Genomic DNA, 20,243 nt, shown 5'->3' with positions numbered 1-20,243 from the left:
AGAATCAAGGGCATCGGGTGGAATACTGTCGACTAGATGGTGGATCGAAAAAGCAATGTCATTTTCTTGTAATTTAACTTCTAAATCTAGCGGCAAAACCAATTGATTCATGTTATAATCTTTAAACATAAGGACACTTCTTTCTGATTGGATTTTGTGTGGTAACTTAATTTTATCAGAAGGTGTCCTTTTTTACGTCAAAAATAATGAAAGCCGGTAAACTTTTACTCATCGTAAAAGCTTGCCGGCTATTTTTCGTTAGCGGAGGGTTTTGTCCCAGCCTCTTTTGTCTTAAACGGTTTATGACACGCCGAACGAAGAGCAGTTAATTATTAATTATTCCACGTTCCAGTTAGCCATCATACCTCTGGCCATTTCCATATCGGCCTCTTTCCCTGTAACAAGCGCAAACTTGGCAACGAGAGCCGGATAAGCCGCCCATTGCTCGGCGATGTGCCCATTCATACGAGGCCAGGTTTTGCCTCCTGCTATCTCATAGCGGCTAAGCAAATCCCGCAATCCCTCTTGGCCAAAAAGGGCGTATAAAATAACAAAATCTTTGCCGGGATCGGCAATCTCCGCTTCTGTCCAGTCGATTAAACCTGTGACCCGCTGATAATCATTTACGATAATATGAGGCGGATGCAAATCGCCGTGATGAAGCACGGAATGATCAGGCCAGTAGGAATCGGTAGAGAGCCACTTCATCCAGCGGTCGTACAGCTTGGCAGGGATGGTGAAGGACTCCTTTACTTCTTCAATGTTTGCAGCAAAAGCTTCCCGCGTATCCTTCGGTGTTTTGCAACGAACGCCACCCTGGATCGCTTTGCTGTGCTCGATGTTATGCAAGGCCGCTATGGCTCCGGCCAGAGAATCAAAAAATTCATCGCTCAATGATTCCTGTGGGAACCTCCAGGCATAACCGCCGCCAGCAGGATCAACCGTCGCAATAGGGTGCCCGCCCAGCAATGGATATGCAATAAGCTCGGGTGTGAAAATACGCCAGTCCGGCACCTCAACGGGCAGATGCTGACCGACGAGCTGCAGCACCTTCTGCTCATTTTCCGCGCGCTCCCATACGTCTGAGCGTCTAGGTTTTCGCAGCACCCACGTCTCACCTTGCAGATCCTTGGCAAAAACAACGAGAAAGTCCAACCCGGACTCATTCATCTCGACATGATCGGAGTTTAAGCGCAAACCGTTTCGCTCCGCCTGGCTTAGGAGCTCATGGATGATATTTTGCTGATCGCTTGAATATGGTCTTGTCATAAAGGCATTCTCCTTTTCGGCACAAAATAAAAAAACACAGACATCTGATGTCCGTGCAGCCGTAATCGAATATAGATATGCCTTAACGCTCCAGCGCCCTCGCAGAAGCAAATACGTGATTAGGTACGTAAAAAGAAACACTCCCAAATAAAGAGTGACATTACGGAAGGCGGACTCACGTAAAAAGGCAGACTTATCCCGATTACTCTGCACGAGACAGAGCAGAAACAGCAGTCGCAATTAGTTGCATTGCTTTCTCAACCGGGAATAAATTAGCACACGTGACCCTCCAATCTGTAATATATTGTCATGATAGCATATCGGGTATGAACAATCTACACAACAATTCGCGTTATTTTTCGTCGGGGGCTAGAAATTAGATCATTAAAAACTTGAATATTTGAGACTATCGCTCCGTGGACGTTAAATGTATAATCATGGAATAAAGCTCAGTTAAACTGGCCTGCACAAAATGACAAAAATATGCCGAGCTGGTATGCGGGGCAGCACATTTCGCGACTGCACTTGACCAGTCTAATCCATGTCGTTTCAAAAACAGCTTGGAAGCATTGCATAAAGCGGGGGGATTAAGTATCCGTGGTTGCTGAAAGGGAAGTGTCTTAATGAAACAAAAGTTCATATGTTTACTAATAGTAATCTGTGTAGTTCTGGAGGTACCCATTATTGCTTCTGCTAATAAGCAAATTGAACTGTATGTAGATGATAAAAAATTAATAGGGGTAATCCCTGTTATAAAATCAGGAGTAATGTACGTTCCTTCTCGTCATTTTTTCAATGCAATGGGTTATAAAGTTTCGTATAATCCGGAAAGTTCAGAAGTTTCAGTGTTCATTAACGATTTCGAGATGATCTTTTCGGCAGACTATGACTCAGTTTATTATAACGATTATACTTTTTATTTGGACGAGCCCATACCGGTAATCGATGGGCAGGTTTACTTTCCAATCCGCCTTGCTAGTCAAATTCTTGAGCGCTCCGTAACTTATGATAAAGATACACTGACTGTAAAGATGAAGAAATATGGCGATGGCCAAGAAAAGGCTGTATATGATCTTCTTTTGAATTACTATAAATTTTTTACCCCAAAGCTATTAGCGTACGGTAGTCATCATCTATACAATCCTTATTATGATTATGAATCGAACCATCGTATAAGTGAAATTCCTGTCAGGGATTTCATTATAGATATTCATAGCCTTGTGTATTCTTCGGCTGATAAAGCCGATCTTCGTGTTACTTATATTGAGAATACAGAAGTGTTGAATCGAAAAGATGAATACATGTTTGAAATTAGATACGAAAATGGACAGTGGAAAGTCGCAGAATCAACTTTATTGTCCGTCAATATGGAGCTTCCGAAGGATATTAATGAAACAGCCGCAAAAGTTATGGAGAAACAGAAAGAAGAACAAAAAGCTGTTTTATCAGACTTAAGAACGTATTATAAAGCTCTTAACGATGAAAACCTTACGTTGACAGTTCAATATAGATCGCCATCATTTCTTAAAAAGTGGAATGCTGGAGTGATTAATCCAGAGACAGAACTAACGTGGGAAAATTTTAAAAAAATTGGGTTTGAGTCTGATGAGTGGAAGTATGACTTAACGGGAGAACATGTATTATTCGTTGGAGAAAAAGAGGCCATCGTTCATGGAACCATCGAGTGGAGCGATGTTTTAGAAGGATATACGGATGTTTATGAGGCTCTTATCTTTTTGGAATATGCAAACGGTCACTGGAACTATGATGATGAGCTACACCTTGACGTAGATTGAATTGTACGAAGCAACTTGCTATGTCTCATCTCGCCCCAGATTACTGGAAGATATATAATATAATCATGGAATAAAACTCAGTTAACCTGCACCCCGGCCCACAGACAAGAGCGATCTAAGGCCGGGGTGTTCGTGTTTTATGAAGGAGGGGAGATCCGCATTGAAGATAGTCGAACTGAATACAAAGAAGCTGGTTGGCATACGGGTAGTATGTCCAGGAGAGCAGTATGTTAGCGAGATTCCCAGAGCTGTGGAACAACTCAAAGAAAGGCTAAGCGAGATTAAGGAAGTAGTTAATCCAGCTAGACTGATCGGCGCTTTCGTAGCTGGAGATTTTTCTGAGGAAGAGGATGGCTACTGGGTTTGTGTTGAGGTTGATGAAGTTAAGGAAGTTCCTGCCGGCATGGTCTCCATCGTAGTTCCCGGACAGAAATATGCGGTGCTGAGGCATACGGGACCTAATACGGAAATAAGAAACTCTTATGAGAAGCTGCATCAATGGATAGCGGACAATCAGCATGAAAGACTTCCTAGAGCCTGGCATCTGGAGATCACGGAGGAATGGGGTCAGAAAGGGGCAGTGGGGAATGACATTGTAACGGATTTGTATGATACGATAAAATAATTTCTGGTCGTAGACAGTCCAGGCTGGAAAACTAGTGAGGAGAGAATACGATGAGCGGACAAATTGTTCAGGGGTACGATTACAACATTTGGGCGAACGAGAGAGTGATTCAGCATCTTCGCACGCTGCCGGAGGAATTATTCCTAAAAGAAGTGAATTTGGGCTTTAAATCGATGGCAGAAGTCTTGGGGCATCTTGCTTCGGCCGACGAAGTCTGGTTTGCCCGGATCAAGGAAGAAAAATCTCCATCCTTAGCGGCAAAATCATTCAGCAGCATTGAGCAAGCCAGTAATCACATAACCAGTCTGCAGTCGCGGATTCGCCAACATTTGACCTCGATCAGCGATTTCGAGAAGAGGGTGACTTATAGAAACACAATGGGCCAAGAGTTCCAAAATTCGATATCAGAGATCCTTCAACATGTCGTAAACCACGGAACCTACCACAGGGGGAATATTACTACAATCCTAAGATACCTAGGGCATAGTGGAATAATGACGGATTACATCGTTTTTTTAAGGAAAAATGACTAGCTGAGCGGCTGCATTAATTGATAGAAGACTATAAGCTTTGAAAAACTCCCTAGAGTATGTCACAGTAATGAATTCCAGGGATTAGGTTGAAACCATCACAATTACCTATCATAACCATAAGAAATCTGTAATTGATCATAGATTACATTCTCTCCTATACTTTAACTAAGTAGCAAAGCTACATAATATTCAAGGAGATGATCGTAATGTCAAAAGCGGTTTTTTATCATGCGGGTTGTCCGGTTTGCGTGGATGCGGAGCAGGTGGTGCTCGAGTATCTTGACGAATCAAAAATCAATACGGAGATCGTGCATCTGGGCACGGCTCGGAATCGCATTGAAGAAGCGGAGAGTGCCGGGGTTCAATCCGTTCCTGCTTTAGTGATTGACGGAAATGTGTATCACATCAACTACGGTGCGAGCCTGGAGGATGTCAAAAAAGGTTAGTGTGGTAAAAAAGAGAGGTGCCTGCTTAGGCGCCTTTTCCTTTTTCACAACTGCTTTTATCTGACCATGTTTGCATGTAAAATAGATACAAGAATGAATATGGAAGGTACGACTAGCTATGATATTTGATCCCCAGCACCGCAAAGACAATCGTTCAGCCCGCGTGAGCATGGCTCTCTTCCGGATGTCGCAGGCCATCAAAAAGGTGACACAGGCAGAGGGTGACGCGATGGGATTGTCGCCCGTACAGATTCAAGCGCTGCTGTTTGCGGCATATACCCGAAGCGATGTGGCTACCGTGGGCAACTTTGCAGGTGCCATCGGTACGACCCATGTAACTGCGGTGAAGATCATCAATGGATTGGTCAGAAAAGGGCTGGTGAGCAAAGCGCAAAAGCCCGAGGATCGCCGAGTGACCTTGCTCAATTTGACTCCAGAAGGCAAAGTCATCGTTTCGCAGCTGAACCATTGGGGGCACTCCCTGGAAGAAGCGCTCGGTTCTATACCAGATGAAGCTTTGGCGGATTTCGAGATAGGACTCAGCGCTATCATTTCAGCCATGCAACAACGCGGCCAGCTTGTGGTTGCTGAACCCTGCTTGGGCTGCATGCACTTTCAGCCGAATACCGGCGAGGCCGTCACGCCTCATTTTTGCGGTCTTATTCAACAATATCTTACCCATGAAGCCTCCCTCCAAGAATGTCCCGAACATACTCCTATCGAAGTCTAAAAGGAAATAGGCCGAGCTCCGCCCTCCTCCTGCCTTTTACAGGACTTCACTCCTTCTTAATCATAGGAACATCCTATCGAAATGATATGAATTATTGAATTGAACGATCGATTCCTGCGATCTATACTAGATCGAAATACGGATACCGCCTTCTGAAAGGAATTGAACAAGAATTATGGTTCATCACTGTACCCCCTTATTTACTGCTTTAACCGAGCATGCCAAGCGCAATCCAATTCCGTTCCATATACCCGGCCACAAAAAAGGCAAGGGCATGGAAAACGGGTTTAAAACCTTTTTGGGCGACAATGCCTTGTCCATTGATCTAATCAATATTGCGCCTTTGGATGATCTGCACCAGCCCACCGGAGTGATTGATGAAGCACAGCGCTTGGCTGCATATGCCTTTGGTGCGGATTATTCTTTGTTTTCCGTGCAGGGTACTAGTACCGCGATTATGACGATGATCATGTCAGTTTGCGGCCCGGGCGATAAAATTATCGTGCCACGCAATCTGCATAAGTCGATTTTATCGGCGATTATTTTTGCGGGAGCCAAGCCAATCTTTGTAACCCCGGAGCGGGATAAGAACTTAGGCATCGATCACGGTATTTCCGTTCGCTCGGTCAAGAAGGCGATCGAATGGCATCCGGATGCCAAGGCCGTATTGGTAATCAATCCGACGTATTTTGGGGTATGCACGAATTTAAAGGCAATCGTTGATCTGGCCCATCATTACGGCATACCCGTCCTAGTCGACGAGGCGCATGGAGCGCTGCTGCATTTTCACGACAAGCTTCCGCTATCAGCGATGCAGGCCGGTGCGGATCTAGCGGCGACAAGCATGCACAAGCTCGGCGGTTCATTGACCCAGAGCTCGCTTCTCCACATCAAGAAGGGCATTGTTCAACTGGAGAAAGTGAAGGCGATGTTCAGTATGCTGACAACGACCTCCACTTCTTACATTCTGTTAGCCTCCTTGGATGCGGCACGCAAGCAGCTCGCCCTGCAAGGCTGCGAGATGTCGAGTAAAGCGATTCGTTTGGCAGAGTACGCCAGAAGCCGGATCAATGAAATTCCCGGCCTGTCTTCCTTCGGGAGAGAGATTTTGTGGACGGATGCGGCGTTTGATTTCGATCCTACAAAGCTTACGGTGCATGTCCGGGAGCTTGGAATTACCGGATATGACGCAGAGCAATGGCTGCGGGATCATTACAACATCGAAGTGGAACTGAGCGATTTGTACAATATCCTCTGCTTAATCACGCCGGGCGACTCGAAAGATACCATAGATTGCCTACTGAACGCTTTAGCTGAGCTCGCAAACGTTCAGCACAAGCAGCAGGCGGATTTTCAAGCTATGGATGTAAAACTACCCGAGATTCCACAACTGGCCTTAACACCGAGGGATGCTTTTTATGGTGACGTCGAGTTCGTTCCCATCGGGCAGTCGGCTGGACGGATCATTGCCGAAGCCATCTATGTTTATCCTCCGGGCATACCGATTTTGCTGCCGGGGGAAGTGATTGCACAGCAGCATATCCGCTACATTCTCGAGCACTTGGAGGTCGGCCTTCCTGTAAAAGGCCCTGAAGATTTAACGATTCAAAACGTGAAGGTTGTTATTGAAGCGAAAGCGATTTTTTAGAGGGAGGAATTGAGATGGAGCAGTTACTGAAACAAGATCCTGCGATAGCTAAAGCCATTCAACAAGAATTAAAACGTCAACGCGATAAAATTGAACTGATTGCTTCGGAGAATTTTGTTAGCGAAGCTGTCATGGAGGCGATGGGCACTGTTTTAACTAATAAATACGCGGAAGGCTACCCTGGAAAAAGATTTTACGGCGGCTGTCAGTACGTGGACAAGGTAGAGGATTTGGCCAGGCAAAGAGTGAAGGAGCTGTTCGGGGCAGAGCATGCCAACGTGCAGCCCCATTCGGGGGCACAGGCCAATATGGCCGTTTATTTTGCCGCTGTAAACGCCGGGGATACGATTCTCGGCATGGATCTGTCGCATGGCGGCCACTTGACGCATGGAAGTCCCGTCAATGCTTCTGGCAAATTGTATAATTTCATTCCATATGGAGTTAATGCCCAGACCTCTCGGATTGATTTTGATGAGGTGCGAAAACTGGCGCATAAACACAAGCCGCGCATGATTGTTGTAGGGGCAAGCGCCTATCCGCGTACGATTGATTTCGAGCTTTTTGCCCAGATTGCTGAAGAAGTAGGTGCGCTGTTCCTTGTAGATATGGCCCATATTGCCGGGATCGTTGCAGCAGGTCTGCATCCGAATCCCGTACCCCACGCCCATTTTGTGACGACGACCACTCATAAGACGCTGCGCGGGCCGAGAGGCGGGGTTATTTTATGCAAGGAAGCGTGGGCGCAGGCCATTGATAAAGCCGTCTTTCCAACGACGCAGGGCGGCCCGCTGATGCATATGATTGCCGCCAAAGCCGTCGCTTTTGAAGAAAATGCCGGAGCCGAATTCAGAATATACATGGAACGCGTCCTGCAGAACGCCAAAATATTGGCGGAAGCATTAATGGCAGAAGGCCTGCATGTCATTTCTGGAGGAACGGACAATCACCTGATTCTTCTGGATCTGCGCAGCATCGGGCTAACCGGCAAAGAGGCTCAGCAGCTCCTTGATGAAATTGGAATTACCGTTAATAAGAACGCTATTCCTTTTGATCCTACAAGCCCGCTTGTCACGAGCGGAATTCGGCTCGGCACGCCAGCTGCGACTACAAGAGGCATGGGGCCTGAAGAAATGAGAGAGATTGCCGGGATTATTGCGGCCGCTTTGAAGCATCCGCATCATTCAGCGGTCCACGAGCAATTGAGTGGCAAGGTACAGGAAATTACCTCGCGGTTCTCTTTATATGAGACAACAATGAGCTGAAGGAGGAGCAGCAATGACATCCAACATCAGAAGGAAAGATTCCAACTCCAGAGCAGCCTTCGCTGAGGCCAAAAGCGTGATCCCCGGAGGGGTGAACAGCCCGGTTCGCGCCTTTTCATCGGTCGGCTTGCCCCCTGTGTTCATCGCAGGCGGACAAGGCTCGCACGTGTTCGATATCGATGGGAATGAGTTTATAGATTATATCGGCTCGTGGGGGCCGTTGATCCTGGGGCATGCTCATCCGAAGGTTGTCGAGGCGATAGGAAAGACGGCGGCCCAAGGTACAAGCTTTGGTCTGCCCACGGAAATTGAAACGAAAATGGCCAGGCTCATCACCGAAAGTGTTCCGTCTATGGAGATGGTGCGCATGGTGAATTCCGGCACGGAAGCTTCAATGAGTGTCCTGCGCTTAGCCAGAGGATATACGAAGCGGAACAAAATTGTGAAGTTTCAAGGAGGCTATCACGGGCATGCCGATGCTTTGCTCATTAAATCCGGCTCAGGGGTGGCGACCTTGGGCTTGCCGGATAGCCCGGGAATTCCTGAAAGCATCGCTGCAAATACAATTACGGTGCCTTATAACAGTATCGCTAGCATTCGTCATGCATTCGAGCAATTTGGCGAACAAATCGCTGCGGTCATCGTTGAGCCAGTGGCCGGGAATATGGGGGTTGTGCCGCCTTTGCCCGGTTTTCTTCAAGGGTTAAGGGAGATTACCGAACAGTACGGCAGCCTGCTGATCTTCGATGAGGTCATGTCGGGATTCCGCGTAAGCTATCAGGGGGCGCAAGGGCTGTACGGAATCGAGCCGGATCTTACCTGCCTCGGAAAAGTGATTGGCGGAGGCCTTCCGGTCGGTGCTTATGGCGGCAAGCATGAAATTATGCAGCAGATTGCTCCTGCCGGGCCCATCTATCAAGCCGGAACGTTATCGGGTAATCCGCTCGCCATGGCGGCTGGATATACGACGTTGCAATTGCTTGGACAGCCTGGAATCTATGAGGAATTGGAAAGAAAAGCGGCTCGGCTGGCGGAAGGTTTTATACGAAATGCCGAAATGACAGGGATTCCGCTTAAGATCAACAGGGTAGGCTCGATGCTGTCTACCTTCTTTGTGGAACATGACGTTGTGGACTATGAAACAGCTAAACGTTCGAATATGCAGCTGTTTAAACAATACTATGCAGCGATGCTGGATCGTGGCATATTGACAGCACCTACCCCCTATGAAGTCATGTTTGTATCGGCTGCTCATTCGGATGAGGATATCGAAGCTACGATTAAAGCCCATTACGAGGCACTAAAAATGATCAAGGAGTGATGTAGCTTGAATATGGCTGAGCCCATTGACGACGACGTTCTGTTTCCGGCCTATACGAAATATCCCGTCTCGCTGATCAAAGGGAATGGAAGCCGGCTCTGGGACGATCAAGGCAAAGAATATTTGGACTTTATGTCAGGAATTGCGGTATGTAATTTGGGACATGTGCCCTTAAAAATAAAACGAAGAATACAGGAACAGCTTGAACAAGTGTGGCATGTATCCAACCTGTTCCATATTCCGAACCAGCAGAAGCTGGCGCAAATGCTTACCGCTCACAGCTGTGCGGATCTCGTCTTTTTTTGCAATAGCGGGGCAGAAGCCAATGAGGCTGCAATCAAATGTGCCAGAAGATATCACCAGCGGGTGCTTGGGAACGGCAGATACGAGATCATCACGTTCGAAAAATCCTTTCATGGGCGCACGATAGCCACTTTGACCGCGACGGGGCAGGATAAGGTCAAGGATGGATTTTTTCCGCTGCCGGAGGGGTTTGCCTATGCACGATATAACGATATTCAATCGGTAGAAGACATCATCACTGAGCGAACCGCAGCGATCATGCTTGAACTGGTACAGGGAGAAGGTGGTGTTTATGCCGCGGATCCCGAGTTTGTGACCCGGCTCTCCGTTCTATGCAAGGAGCGAGGGCTGCTGCTTATGATCGATGAGGTGCAGACGGGGATGGGGCGAACGGGGAAGCTGTTTGCTTACGAGCATTATGGCATCGAACCGGATATCATCACGCTTGCCAAAGGGCTGGCCAGCGGATTTCCTATCGGCGCAATGATGGGGAAGAAGAAGCTTCGCGACGCCTTCTCCCCAGGAAGCCATGCGTCGACATTCGGAGGCGCCCCGCTTGCGGCGGCGGCTGGCCTGGCTACGCTGGAGACGATCCTCGAGGAACGTTTATGTGAACGAGCAGAACAGATGGGCGCATATGCTTTGAAAAGGCTGCAGGAGAAGCTTCAGTCCTACTCAATCGTTCAATCCGTAAGGGGCCTCGGTCTGCTGATCGGCATTGAATGCCGTGAACCGATTGCCCCCGTCATTCAGAAGCTGCTGCAGCACGGACTATTGGTATTGGCAGCAGGTACTCACGTGATTCGTTTTATGCCTAGCTTATATATTACAGAGGAAGAAATTGACCAGGCCGTGGACATTGTCTCCACCGTTCTGGAGAGGCATTAATCTATATGTTTGCTTTTGATTGTAGTAATCAATTGCTCCATAAACACCCGGCTGGCCGCGCATAAATATTTATTTTTCCGATAGACGACCCCGATTTGTGTCGTAGGCACCGGGTTCTGAATCGGGATTATTTGAATATGCGGATTGGCAATGTAGTCGAGGTAACCTCTCGGTAAAATTGTGACGCCGAGGCCTTGAACGACCATATTGATAATCGACTCCATCGTTGTCATCTCCAAAACGGGCTGCGGCGCGAAGGCAAGGGCGCGGCATTGCTCATTAATGAGCTGGCGCAGAAAATATGTGTTTGGCAATAAAACACTTGGCGTCTCTTTAAGAATATCAAGCGTCACGAAAGACCTCTGAGCAATGGGATGATCTATAGGCACGGCAAGGGCAAGATTTTCTTTAAAGAGGGGGATGGTCTCCAGATCATCATGCTCCATCGGTAAATATACAATGCCCAAATCGAGTTCATTTTCCAGTAGTCCGTTGTAAATATCTCCAGTTCGCAGACCGAGCACAGACAGCTCGACGTTAGGATAGCTGCGATGAAAGCCGATCACGGTCGGGGGGAGCAAGTAATTGACTACGGTCAGCAGCGCGCCGATCTTCAATGTACCTCTTTTCAACCCTTGGATTTCGCTGATCGCGGCACGTGCCTGGGATAGTTCATGAAACACATTGTAGCTATGGTGCAGCAAGGTTTTGCCCGCTTCGGTAATGACGGTTTTCTTGCCGATGCGATCGAACAGGGGCGTGCCGATTTCGTGCTCCAGCAAACGAATTTGCTGACTTAGCGAGGGTTGGGCGATACCCAGCTTCTCGGCGGCACGGGTAAAATGCAGCTCATGGCATACGGCCATGAAATACTCTAATTGCCTGAGTTCCATGAATCTTCCTCCTTGAAAAGCCTATTTTCAAAGAACAATAGGATATTACTATTATTTTAAGATAAACGATATGAAATATCTATACATTAAAAGGAGAACGGGGATGAAACAAGTCTATAATTTTAACGCAGGGCCCGCAGGATTGCCTGGGGAAGTGATGCATCAAGCACAGGAGGAATTCCTTGACCTGCAGGGCACCGGTCTATCTGTCCTGGAAATTTCGCATAGGAGCAAGGAATATGAACAAATTAACGACGAAACTCAACAACTGCTCAAAGAGCTTCTTCACATTCCCCCGGGTTATGAAGTGATGTTTATGCAGGGAGGGGCAAGCATGCAGTTTGCCATGGTGCCGATAAATTTCTTGCCAGCAGGCCGTGTGGCAAGCTACATTCACAGCGGGACGTGGTCGGGCAAGGCCATAGCGGAGGCGAGAAAAATGGGCGATACGGCAATTGCGGCAAGCTCGGAGGCGGATCATTTTATGAAGGTTCCAGATTTGCATGGAATAAATCTTCCTCCTGAAACAGCCTATGTTCACCTTACTTCCAATGAAACGATAGCGGGAACCCAATACCATAGCTTCGCCGATATAGGAGAAGTTCCGCTGATTGCAGATATGTCCAGTGACATATTGTCGCGTCCGGTTGATGTATCTAACTTTGCATTTATCTATGCCGGTGCTCAGAAGAACCTAGGACCATCTGGGGTTACCGTGGTGATCGCTGAGCGTGAGCTGCTGGACAGCATTCCTGGGAATATCCCCGATATGATGAGTTATCGGATTCATGCAAATAGTCGCTCGTTATACAACACACCGCCTGTGTTCGCTGTATACATGGTCAATCTTGTGCTGAAATGGATTCGGAATAAAGGCGGAGTAAAAGGCATGGAACAGCGCAACCAGCTTAAAGCCGACTTGTTGTACAGCACGATCGACCATAGTGGCGGTTTTTATTACGGGCTGGCTCATAAAGATAGCCGTTCGCTGATGAATGCGACGTTTCGCTTGATGAATGATGAAATGGAATTGCGATTTTTACAAGAAGCGGAACAGAACGGCTTTGTGGGGTTAAAGGGCCATCGGGATGCTGGACATTTGCGGGCTTCTCTCTATAATGCTGTTACGTATGAGCAGTGCAAAGCGTTGACAGATTTCATGATGGACTTTCAACAGCGCTTTGGATAGGAAATAAATTTGCTAAACTGAAATTTCGGCCCTTCATTGTCGGAGTTTTGGGTGCGTGGCATGGATGAGTACACTGGTGAATTAAATAAGTTTATATACTTGAAAACATGGAGGAATGAGAGATGGAAACAGGGACGAATCGAGTCAAACGGGGAATGGCGGAAATGCAAAAAGGCGGCGTAATCATGGACGTGATGAATGCCGAGCAGGCCAAAATTGCGGAAGCAGCTGGAGCTACTGCCGTGATGGCGCTGGAAAGAGTGCCGGCAGACATCCGTGCGGCAGGAGGAGTTGCACGTATGGCCGATCCGGTTGTTGTCGAGCAGGTAATGAAGGCTGTGTCTATCCCCGTGATGGCGAAGGCGCGCATCGGTCACTATGTGGAAGCCAGAGTACTTGAAGCCCTTGGCGTGGACTACATTGACGAAAGTGAAGTGTTAACGCCTGCCGATGATATTTTTCATATCGACAAAAATGAGTTTACGATCCCATTCGTATGCGGGGCTAGGGATTTGGGAGAAGCCTTGCGTCGTATCGGAGAGGGGGCATCGATGATTCGTACCAAAGGGGAGCCGGGAACGGGAAATATTGTTGAGGCAGTACGCCATATGCGCATGATGCTTGGGCAAATACGTAAAGTACAGGGAATGAGCAAGGATGAGCTCATGGTGGAGGCTAAGCAGCTCAGCGCACCTTATGAATTATTGCTGCAGATCAGGGATACGGGAAGATTACCGGTCGTTAACTTTGCTGCCGGAGGGGTGGCTACTCCCGCTGATGCGGCTTTAATGATGACATTAGGGGCCGACGGCGTGTTTGTTGGATCGGGAATTTTCAAATCGGAGCAGCCGGAGAAATTTGCCCGGGCGATTGTGGAGGCAACGACGAATTATACCGATTTTAAGCGGATTGCAGAAATATCCAAAAACCTGGGAGCCCCGATGAAAGGTTTAGAAATCTCGAAGCTAGAAGCAGGAGACCGCATGCAGGAACGTGGTATATAATAGGTAAGAGACAGTTAATTCTTGAATTCAAAGTCGGAAACGGAAGTGATCCCTAGTGGGGCAGGGTGAAATTATATCCATCAATGTAGGCAAGCCGATCCAGGTGCAATTTAACAATAAGGAAATTTCGACAGGCATCTTCAAGAGGCCAAGCGATGAGCCGCTGTTCCTGTCTTGGCTCAACTTCGAGGGGGATGGTCAGGCAGATCTTGTTCACCACGGAGGCAGGGAGAAGGCCGTTTGTGTGTATCCTTACGAGCATTATCCCTTTTGGGAGAAGGAATTGGGCCGGGCATTAGAGTACAGTGCATTCGGCGAAAATTTAACAACGCGGGGTTTGCTGGAGACGGAGGTTTGCATCGGCGATATCTTTCAGCTGGGAGAAGCGGTGGTGCAGGTAAGCCAGCCAAGGCAGCCTTGTTTTAAACTATCCGTAAAATACGGGGCCCCTGACATGCCGTTAAAGGTGCAGGATACCGGGTATACCGGCTTTTATTTCCGGGTGCTCCAGGAAGGGCTCGTTTCCAAATCAGATGGTTTAATTAGAACCCACTGTCATCCGCAGGGAATTACGGTTTCCTACGCCAACCGGATCATGCATTGTGAGAAGGATAACCTTGAAGGAATTAAACAGATGCTTGAAGTGGAAGAACTGTCCGAAAATTGGCGAAAAACTTTTTTGAAGCGCCTGCAGGGAAACGACACGGATACTAGGGAAAGACTAACGGGCTACAAAGAAAAGTAGCTTATGATCTGACCTGATACTTTACGGATATCAGGGCTACCGCCACGGGAGAATCGGATGTATAATCGTGGAAAGAAGCTCGCGTAACAACGCCTCAGCCTAAGATAAGAGCGATCTTAAGGCTGGGGCTTTTTTGCGGTGACGGGGGTGTCTATTGCGGTTTTATGGAGGTGAACGTCGTTGGAGCAGATGGGCCAGGGGAGAACAGCGGATATATACGTTGCCGGTGATAACAAGGTTCTCAAGCTTTATAAGAAGGGGTTCTCTTTGGAAGCGATTCATGAGGAATACTGGGTTAGCAATTATGTGTATGATCTGGGCCTCCATGTCCCAAGACCCTTTGAACTGGTGGAGGAGGAGGGGAGGCAGGGGATTGTTTTTGAACGGGTTCCAGGCACCTCGCTGCTTCATTTAATGACGCAGAGACCTTTGCAGATCAAACGGTTTTCAAGGACGTTAGCTGCTCTTCATCATCATGTTCATTCCCATTCCGCTGCGGACTTAGGCAGGGATCACAAAGAGATACTCACTCATAATATTAAATCTGCCCCATTCCTAACCGATGCAGAGAAGTCGAAAATCATTCATCATCTGCAAAGCCTGCCCGAAGATCGTAAGCTGTGTCACGGGGATTATCATCCCGACAATGTATTAGTATCGGGTCAAAATAATAGCTGCGTAATTGATTGGATGACTGGCATGGCTGGCCACCCGCTGGGCGATCTCGCCAGGTCCGTACTTCTGTTGACTTATGGCTCATTGCCAGAAGGGACTCCCAAAACGAAAGGCCTCCTTATCAATTTCTTTAGAAAGCGCATCAAAAAAGAATATGTCAGCCATTACTTGAAGCTGGCTAGCAAAGATTATGCCGAGGTTGATCCATGGATACTGCCGGTAGCTGCCGCGAGACTTTCGGATGGGATACCTGATGAAGAGAAAAACGCATTATTACTAGAGATCAGAGCAAGGTTGAAGACAATTTCATAGCAGATTTCATAGAGAATGGAGGATATCCAGCTATGGCCAACCCAATACATAACCGCGTAGATACGATCTTTATTCATGTAAGCGATGTAAAGAGGGCCGCACAGTGGTACAGCAAGCCTGCTGATTCAGTACGCAGTGCTGATTTCAGTAAGGCCATTGCTGATTCCAGTAGGGCTGGTGCTGCTAAATACGGTTTTAACGACGAATATGCTGCTGATCACCGTCATGTAACGCCGGGCCACCGCGTGCTGGGAGCTTCCCTATATGGGGACAGCTCCCAAAAATCTTTTATTACATATCGTTCCCGCGGTCTTGATCTTTATCGTAAATTAGTTTTGGTGGATTCGCTTTCACCAAAGATTCCTGGCGTATTTTTGCATGATCTCATAGTGAAAATTGGTTTAATTCGGTTTAAACTGAATAGTACACTTCAAACTTTGTGCACGCAGTTGTATAATCATGGAACAAGCATCGGGCAGAAATTAAAGATGAAACTAACTGTATTTCATGCATCAAATTTCGTATTCAACGGGAGGGTTTTCGAATTAGATGTATTCCAGGAATCTAAAACTCCTTTTCACCGTCAAAACCTGTAATCGTTCATTTTAAAGGTAAGAAATCCATTTAATCTTAGCATCCGGAGTAGAAAGCTTAATTTAACTACAACAAATACAGTTAGTGTCGTTTCCCTGTGTTCGCATTACCATGATAGCCACCATTGCACTAAGGCACCATTGTCGCTAATGCAATATATTTACTTTTGCCAATATAGTCACTTTATCCATCATAATTTACTACCGCCATATTGCGAAATTTCCAAATCTATATCAATGACCGGGTGGCAGGCACAGTTTCAAGTGGAGGGCAGTTCAATATTACTTTAATCCCTGGGTACTATGCAATGTATTTAGAAATTGATTGGAGCCCCAGCAATACGTTGAACTTTTATATAGGTCCGGGACAACATCTTCATCTGTATTGTAAATCCCCGATGACCATGAGAAAGATACTTAGATCTGCAAGCTATCTGTTTAGAAGCAGTGATAGTGATCCTTATATCGTACTAGCCTTTCAACCTTGAAGCAGTTAAATAAACATCGAACGGCCTGACCCTATGAGAAGCGTTAATCTGGGAGCAGGCCATATTTTTTATAGGAGGAATTTTTCAATGACAATAACCGTTCGTCTTCAAAGCAAGTCCTTCCCATTACGAACCTCTCATGATTTCTCTTGGCTGGACAGCATAGGAGAGGTGTTCGCAGTATTTCACGAGCAGGATTCCGGCAACATTTCATTTGGGGTTAGGCAGGAAGACGGCCGTAAATTTTTTGTGAAGTATGCCGGGGCAGAAACGGTGCATTATCAGGGGGATATTAAGGAGGCCGTTCAGCGTCTGCAGCAGGCGATGACTGTCTACGCAGATTTGACGCACCGAAGTTTGATTAACCTAGTGAACCATTTCGCCACGAGAGATGGATATGCTGCTGTGTTTGATTGGATTGAGGGAGAGAATCTTCACCCACATTGGTCCTTCCCGCCGCCGGCAAAGTACACGGATCCTGCATCGCCGTTTTACCGATATAGACAGCTCCCAGTGGAACAGCGGATGGCTTCCTTGGATGAGATTTATGCTTTTCATGCTGCTGTTGAGCAGAGGGGATACGTGGCCGTTGATTTTTATGACGGGAGCATCATGTATGATTTCGAGTCAGACTCCACTCGGATCTGCGATATTGATTTTTATCGGAAAGGGCCTTTTACCAATCACATGGGCAGGCTGTGGGGGTCTGCCAGATTTATGTCCCCGGAGGAATTTGTAAAGGGGGCTACGATCGACGGAATAACCAATGTGTTCAACATGGGGGCCACGGCTTTTGTGCTGCTTGGCGGAGAGTTGGACCGAGATTTTTCGAAGTGGGAGGCTAGCCCAGAGCTGTACGAGATAGCCTTGAAGGCTGTTGAGCCGGAACGGCAGCTGCGGTACTCATCTGTGGCAGAGTTTTACGGAGCTTGGAAGCATTTTTTTTGAAATATAGGATAACGGCTAGCCTAAGATTAAGGAGAGTGAACAGATGGGCCGTCTTGAAAATGTTAGGAAATTTTCCGCTCCGTATTCATTCCGTCTCCGTGGGATCATAAAGTCGCTTTTCGATTTGATCTGTATTATTAGTCGAATACGGCAGAGTGGCTGGTCGAAAATGGAGGAAGAGTGAAACTTTAATGAATTAGAGCTGACCCAGATGATCATTGACCTTTCACGCCTCATTGTGGATGGAATGCCTGTGTTTCCCGGTGATGAGCAGCTTTTGAACGTGAAATCGTTCGAGGTCATCGCGCTTCCGCTTCATATTAAATCCGACTCTTCCATTGCTCGGGTCATTGCGGAAATTTAGAATAAGAATAGAGCATTTAGCTTAGTGTGGCGCCGGTACTTACCGGCGTCATTTTTGTGCTGCTGTGATATGACCGTTGTAGTAGTTTACTGTTTCCCCGGGATAAATTACCGTTTTATTATCGGAACGACAAATAAAGATTAAAACACGACATGAATTAAACAGACAATTAATCTCAATCTAATATTCTACGTATACTCGCCTCCTATACTGATTTTAGAAGGAGGGGAGCCAATGGAATTGGTGTCAAGCATAAAGCAAATAAGGCAGCAGATTACGATCAAGCCAAAAACATCTAAACTTACGCGAAGGCAAGCATGGGTCGGAATAGCTTACGCACTGCCAGCCTTACTGCTGTTATTCATCTTTCGCTTTTGGCCGCTTGTATTCGGGGCTTGGATCAGCTTATGGAAATGGGGATTCGTACCGGAGAAGTTCATTGGCCTGGACAACTTTGCCAAGATATTCACCGAAGGTCTGCTATATAAAGATATGCTGCTGGGATGGCAGCTTGGCCCGGTAGGCAACAGCTTGATGGTCACGATCTATTACGCGATAGGAACGATCCCGATATCTATTTTCCTATCCTTTATATTAGCTTTCTATTTATTTCAAAAAATCAAAGGCAAGGGCATATTGCGGACGATTTTCTTCATCCCCTATATAACTTCTCAGGTTGCCGCCGGATTTGTGTTCAAATGGATTTTCCATTCGAATGTCGGCATTGCAAATGCCGGTTTGGAACGCGTTGGATTACAGCCTCAGAACTGGCTTTCAGACCCTGATCCACTGTTGGTTCACATCGCCCGGATGTTCGGAGGACAATGGCCGGCATACATTCCGACGGGTTTTGCCGGACCGTCTTATGCACTGATCGTCATTATGCTGTTTACGATATGGTCGAGCGTGGGGTTCAACATCGTCATTTTTCTCGCCGGAATGAGCAACGTATCGCCGGAATTGTACGAAGCCGCCAACATCGATGGTGCCGGAACGCTAAAAATTATGCGCCATGTGACATGGCCGCTATTGTCTCCTATGGTGTTTCTCCTTTCGATCATATCGGTTATCGGATCTTTCGAAGCGTTTAACGCCTTTTACGTCATTAGCGGCGGGGATGGCGGCCCGCTCGGTACAACGATGTCTTTGCCGCTTTATATTTTTAGAACCTTCTATGTGCACGGGCAGGTCGGCTACGCCTCGGCGGTATCTATGTTCCTGTTCGTCATCATACTGTCGCTGACTTGGATTCAATACAAATACGGGGAGAAAAAAGTGCATTACCTGCGCTAAAAGGAGGGCAGCATGATGAATGTTGAACGGTTCAATTACGCCAGGCTCTATTCCCGGATTTCCTGGACGATCGTTACGATCATTGTCCTGGCCATAGCTGCGCTTGCGCTGTTTCCGTTTGTATGGATGATTCTAACCTCGTTTAAGAGCGCAGAAGAGATAAATCTGATGCCGCCGGTTTTTTTTCCGAAGGAGCTGTTATTCAGTAATTATGAAGCGGCTTGGATGAAGCCGGAATCCACCTTCGGCCGGTACTTCTGGAATACGATCATTGTCGCCGTTTTCGGGACGGCCCTTCAACTGCTCATATGCATTCCGGTAGCCTATTCTATATCACATTTCTCGTTCAAAGGCAGAGGGCTTATTTTTATGCTCGTTGTAGCGACGATGATGATTCCCTACGATATCACTTTGGTTCCGAATTTCGTGACGCTGCGGCACATTCCGTTTGCGGGCGGCAATGATTGGATGGGCACGGGTGGAAAGGGCTTTTATGACAGTTATATGGGGATCATGGTGCCTTTTTTGGCGGATGCGTTCTCTATTTTCCTGCTCAGGCAAGCGTTTCTATCTGTCCCGAAAGACTACTGGGAAGCTTCGCAAGTCGATGGAATGTCCAGCTTTCGCTATTTGTATTCCGTCCTTCTGCCGCTATCGAGCTCCAGTTTGATTACCGCTGGCTTACTGAGCTTTATCGGCAAATGGAATGCCGTATCCTGGCCGCTGATCATTACTTCAACGGAAGCGATTCGCCCGCTGCAGGTGGGGTTGCTCTACTTCGTCAGCGAGAACGGGTCCAATTATCATCAATTGATGGCCGCCGCAACTTTTACCGTATTGCCGATTGTATTGTTGTACTTTGCAGCCCAGAAGTGGTTTCATTCGGGGATTGCCGCTTCAGGAATCAAAGGTTGAATA

20 protein-coding genes are annotated in these 20,243 nt (G+C 47.2%); 18 read left to right on the top strand and 2 right to left on the bottom strand.

What is annotated here, in order from left to right; translation table 11 throughout:
* Nucleotides 1-336 precede the first annotated feature (336 nt).
* Nucleotides 337-1,269, bottom strand: a complete 933-nt coding sequence (locus tag G358_RS0101755) for a macrolide 2'-phosphotransferase (RefSeq protein WP_019635484.1) — start codon at nt 1,267-1,269, stop codon at nt 337-339.
* A 623-nt stretch (nt 1,270-1,892) separates the two neighbouring features.
* Here G358_RS0101755 and G358_RS0101750 point away from each other — a divergent pair.
* The 9 genes from G358_RS0101750 to G358_RS0101710 all read left to right on the top strand — a co-directional run bounded on the left by G358_RS0101750 (nt 1,893) and on the right by G358_RS0101710 (nt 10,821).
* Nucleotides 1,893-3,065: a copper amine oxidase N-terminal domain-containing protein gene (locus tag G358_RS0101750; RefSeq protein WP_019635483.1), complete on the top strand. Its 1,173-nt coding sequence runs from the start codon at nt 1,893-1,895 to the stop codon at nt 3,063-3,065.
* Between the two features lie 160 nt (nt 3,066-3,225).
* The gene (locus G358_RS0101745; protein ID WP_019635482.1) at nt 3,226-3,690 is read left to right on the top strand and encodes a GyrI-like domain-containing protein; all 465 of its coding nucleotides are present in this window, start codon (nt 3,226-3,228) and stop codon (nt 3,688-3,690) included.
* 50 nt (nt 3,691-3,740) lie between these two features.
* Nucleotides 3,741-4,223 (top strand): DinB family protein, encoded by a 483-nt coding sequence (locus G358_RS0101740; RefSeq protein ID WP_019635481.1) that lies wholly within the window; start codon nt 3,741-3,743, stop codon nt 4,221-4,223.
* Nucleotides 4,224-4,429: 206 nt separating this feature from the next.
* A complete protein-coding gene (locus G358_RS0101735; protein WP_019635480.1) occupies nt 4,430-4,669 on the top strand; it encodes a thioredoxin family protein in 240 nt (79 codons plus the stop codon).
* A 205-nt stretch (nt 4,670-4,874) separates the two neighbouring features.
* Nucleotides 4,875-5,399, top strand: a complete 525-nt coding sequence (locus G358_RS0101730) for a MarR family winged helix-turn-helix transcriptional regulator (RefSeq protein WP_240479908.1) — start codon at nt 4,875-4,877, stop codon at nt 5,397-5,399.
* A 175-nt stretch (nt 5,400-5,574) separates the two neighbouring features.
* Complete coding sequence (locus tag G358_RS0101725) at nt 5,575-7,047, top strand: aminotransferase class I/II-fold pyridoxal phosphate-dependent enzyme (RefSeq protein WP_019635478.1); 1,473 nt, start codon at nt 5,575-5,577, stop codon at nt 7,045-7,047.
* Between the two features lie 14 nt (nt 7,048-7,061).
* Complete coding sequence (locus tag G358_RS0101720) at nt 7,062-8,309, top strand: serine hydroxymethyltransferase (RefSeq protein ID WP_019635477.1); 1,248 nt, start codon at nt 7,062-7,064, stop codon at nt 8,307-8,309.
* Between the two features lie 13 nt (nt 8,310-8,322).
* Complete coding sequence (gene hemL / locus G358_RS0101715) at nt 8,323-9,630, top strand: glutamate-1-semialdehyde 2,1-aminomutase (RefSeq protein ID WP_019635476.1); 1,308 nt, start codon at nt 8,323-8,325, stop codon at nt 9,628-9,630.
* Between the two features lie 12 nt (nt 9,631-9,642).
* Nucleotides 9,643-10,821 carry an acetylornithine transaminase gene (locus G358_RS0101710; RefSeq protein WP_026342000.1) on the top strand — a complete coding sequence of 393 codons (1,179 nt, stop codon included), beginning with the start codon at nt 9,643-9,645 and terminating at the stop codon, nt 10,819-10,821.
* On the opposite strand, the gene G358_RS0101705 is transcribed toward G358_RS0101710, so the two are convergent.
* Nucleotides 10,818-11,714 carry a LysR family transcriptional regulator gene (locus G358_RS0101705; protein WP_019635474.1) on the bottom strand — a complete coding sequence of 299 codons (897 nt, stop codon included), beginning with the start codon at nt 11,712-11,714 and terminating at the stop codon, nt 10,818-10,820. The genes G358_RS0101710 and G358_RS0101705 overlap by 4 nt on opposite strands.
* Before the next feature lie 103 nt (nt 11,715-11,817).
* Between G358_RS0101705 and serC the strand changes: the two genes are divergently transcribed.
* The 9 genes from serC (at nt 11,818) to G358_RS0101655 (ending at nt 20,240) form a co-directional block, all read left to right on the top strand.
* Entirely contained in the window at nt 11,818-12,903 is a 1,086-nt protein-coding gene (gene serC, locus G358_RS0101700) for a 3-phosphoserine/phosphohydroxythreonine transaminase (RefSeq protein ID WP_019635473.1), read from the top strand.
* 122 nt (nt 12,904-13,025) lie between these two features.
* Entirely contained in the window at nt 13,026-13,907 is an 882-nt protein-coding gene (gene pdxS / locus G358_RS0101695; RefSeq protein WP_019635472.1) for a pyridoxal 5'-phosphate synthase lyase subunit PdxS, read from the top strand.
* 55 nt (nt 13,908-13,962) lie between these two features.
* Nucleotides 13,963-14,652, top strand: coding sequence for an MOSC domain-containing protein (locus G358_RS0101690; protein ID WP_019635471.1), 690 nt, complete (start codon nt 13,963-13,965; stop codon nt 14,650-14,652).
* A gap of 189 nt (nt 14,653-14,841) precedes the next feature.
* Nucleotides 14,842-15,639, top strand: coding sequence for an aminoglycoside phosphotransferase family protein (locus G358_RS0101685; RefSeq protein ID WP_240479918.1), 798 nt, complete (start codon nt 14,842-14,844; stop codon nt 15,637-15,639).
* 32 nt (nt 15,640-15,671) lie between these two features.
* Nucleotides 15,672-16,235: a hypothetical protein gene (locus tag G358_RS0101680; protein ID WP_019635469.1), complete on the top strand. Its 564-nt coding sequence runs from the start codon at nt 15,672-15,674 to the stop codon at nt 16,233-16,235.
* Between the two features lie 572 nt (nt 16,236-16,807).
* The gene (locus G358_RS0101675; protein WP_019635468.1) at nt 16,808-17,668 is read left to right on the top strand and encodes a protein kinase family protein; all 861 of its coding nucleotides are present in this window, start codon (nt 16,808-16,810) and stop codon (nt 17,666-17,668) included.
* 211 nt (nt 17,669-17,879) lie between these two features.
* Complete coding sequence (locus G358_RS33605; protein ID WP_019635466.1) at nt 17,880-18,032, top strand: hypothetical protein; 153 nt, start codon at nt 17,880-17,882, stop codon at nt 18,030-18,032.
* 234 nt (nt 18,033-18,266) lie between these two features.
* Complete coding sequence (locus G358_RS31515) at nt 18,267-19,325, top strand: carbohydrate ABC transporter permease (RefSeq protein WP_019635465.1); 1,059 nt, start codon at nt 18,267-18,269, stop codon at nt 19,323-19,325.
* Nucleotides 19,326-19,337: 12 nt separating this feature from the next.
* Nucleotides 19,338-20,240 carry a carbohydrate ABC transporter permease gene (locus G358_RS0101655; protein WP_084662610.1) on the top strand — a complete coding sequence of 301 codons (903 nt, stop codon included), beginning with the start codon at nt 19,338-19,340 and terminating at the stop codon, nt 20,238-20,240.
* Nucleotides 20,241-20,243: the final 3 nt, after the last annotated feature.

The organism is Paenibacillus fonticola DSM 21315, assembly GCF_000381905.1.
Classification (GTDB): Bacteria; Bacillota; Bacilli; order Paenibacillales; family Paenibacillaceae; genus Fontibacillus; species Fontibacillus fonticola.
The sequence above is the reverse complement of the archived record's forward strand: the minus strand, read 5'-3'. Positions and strand labels throughout refer to the sequence as shown.

Bases quoted from the DNA above. Each gene is read 5' to 3' on its own strand.
- G358_RS0101680 (WP_019635469.1), top strand. From the start codon at position 15,672: ATGGCCAACCCAATACATAACCGCGTAGATACGATCTTTATTCATGTA.
- pdxS (WP_019635472.1), top strand. From the start codon at position 13,026: ATGGAAACAGGGACGAATCGAGTCAAACGGGGAATGGCGGAAATGCAA.
- G358_RS0101735 (WP_019635480.1), top strand. From the start codon at position 4,430: ATGTCAAAAGCGGTTTTTTATCATGCGGGTTGTCCGGTTTGCGTGGAT.
- G358_RS33605 (WP_019635466.1), top strand. From the start codon at position 17,880: ATGATCATTGACCTTTCACGCCTCATTGTGGATGGAATGCCTGTGTTT.
- G358_RS31515 (WP_019635465.1), top strand. From the start codon at position 18,267: ATGGAATTGGTGTCAAGCATAAAGCAAATAAGGCAGCAGATTACGATC.
- G358_RS0101705 (WP_019635474.1), bottom strand. From the start codon at position 11,714: ATGGAACTCAGGCAATTAGAGTATTTCATGGCCGTATGCCATGAGCTG.
- G358_RS0101655 (WP_084662610.1), top strand. From the start codon at position 19,338: ATGATGAATGTTGAACGGTTCAATTACGCCAGGCTCTATTCCCGGATT.
- G358_RS0101685 (WP_240479918.1), top strand. From the start codon at position 14,842: ATGGGCCAGGGGAGAACAGCGGATATATACGTTGCCGGTGATAACAAG.
- serC (WP_019635473.1), top strand. From the start codon at position 11,818: ATGAAACAAGTCTATAATTTTAACGCAGGGCCCGCAGGATTGCCTGGG.
- G358_RS0101740 (WP_019635481.1), top strand. From the start codon at position 3,741: ATGAGCGGACAAATTGTTCAGGGGTACGATTACAACATTTGGGCGAAC.
- G358_RS0101675 (WP_019635468.1), top strand. From the start codon at position 16,808: ATGACAATAACCGTTCGTCTTCAAAGCAAGTCCTTCCCATTACGAACC.
- hemL (WP_019635476.1), top strand. From the start codon at position 8,323: ATGACATCCAACATCAGAAGGAAAGATTCCAACTCCAGAGCAGCCTTC.
- G358_RS0101725 (WP_019635478.1), top strand. From the start codon at position 5,575: ATGGTTCATCACTGTACCCCCTTATTTACTGCTTTAACCGAGCATGCC.
- G358_RS0101755 (WP_019635484.1), bottom strand. From the start codon at position 1,269: ATGACAAGACCATATTCAAGCGATCAGCAAAATATCATCCATGAGCTC.
- G358_RS0101720 (WP_019635477.1), top strand. From the start codon at position 7,062: ATGGAGCAGTTACTGAAACAAGATCCTGCGATAGCTAAAGCCATTCAA.
- G358_RS0101710 (WP_026342000.1), top strand. From the start codon at position 9,643: ATGGCTGAGCCCATTGACGACGACGTTCTGTTTCCGGCCTATACGAAA.
- G358_RS0101750 (WP_019635483.1), top strand. From the start codon at position 1,893: ATGAAACAAAAGTTCATATGTTTACTAATAGTAATCTGTGTAGTTCTG.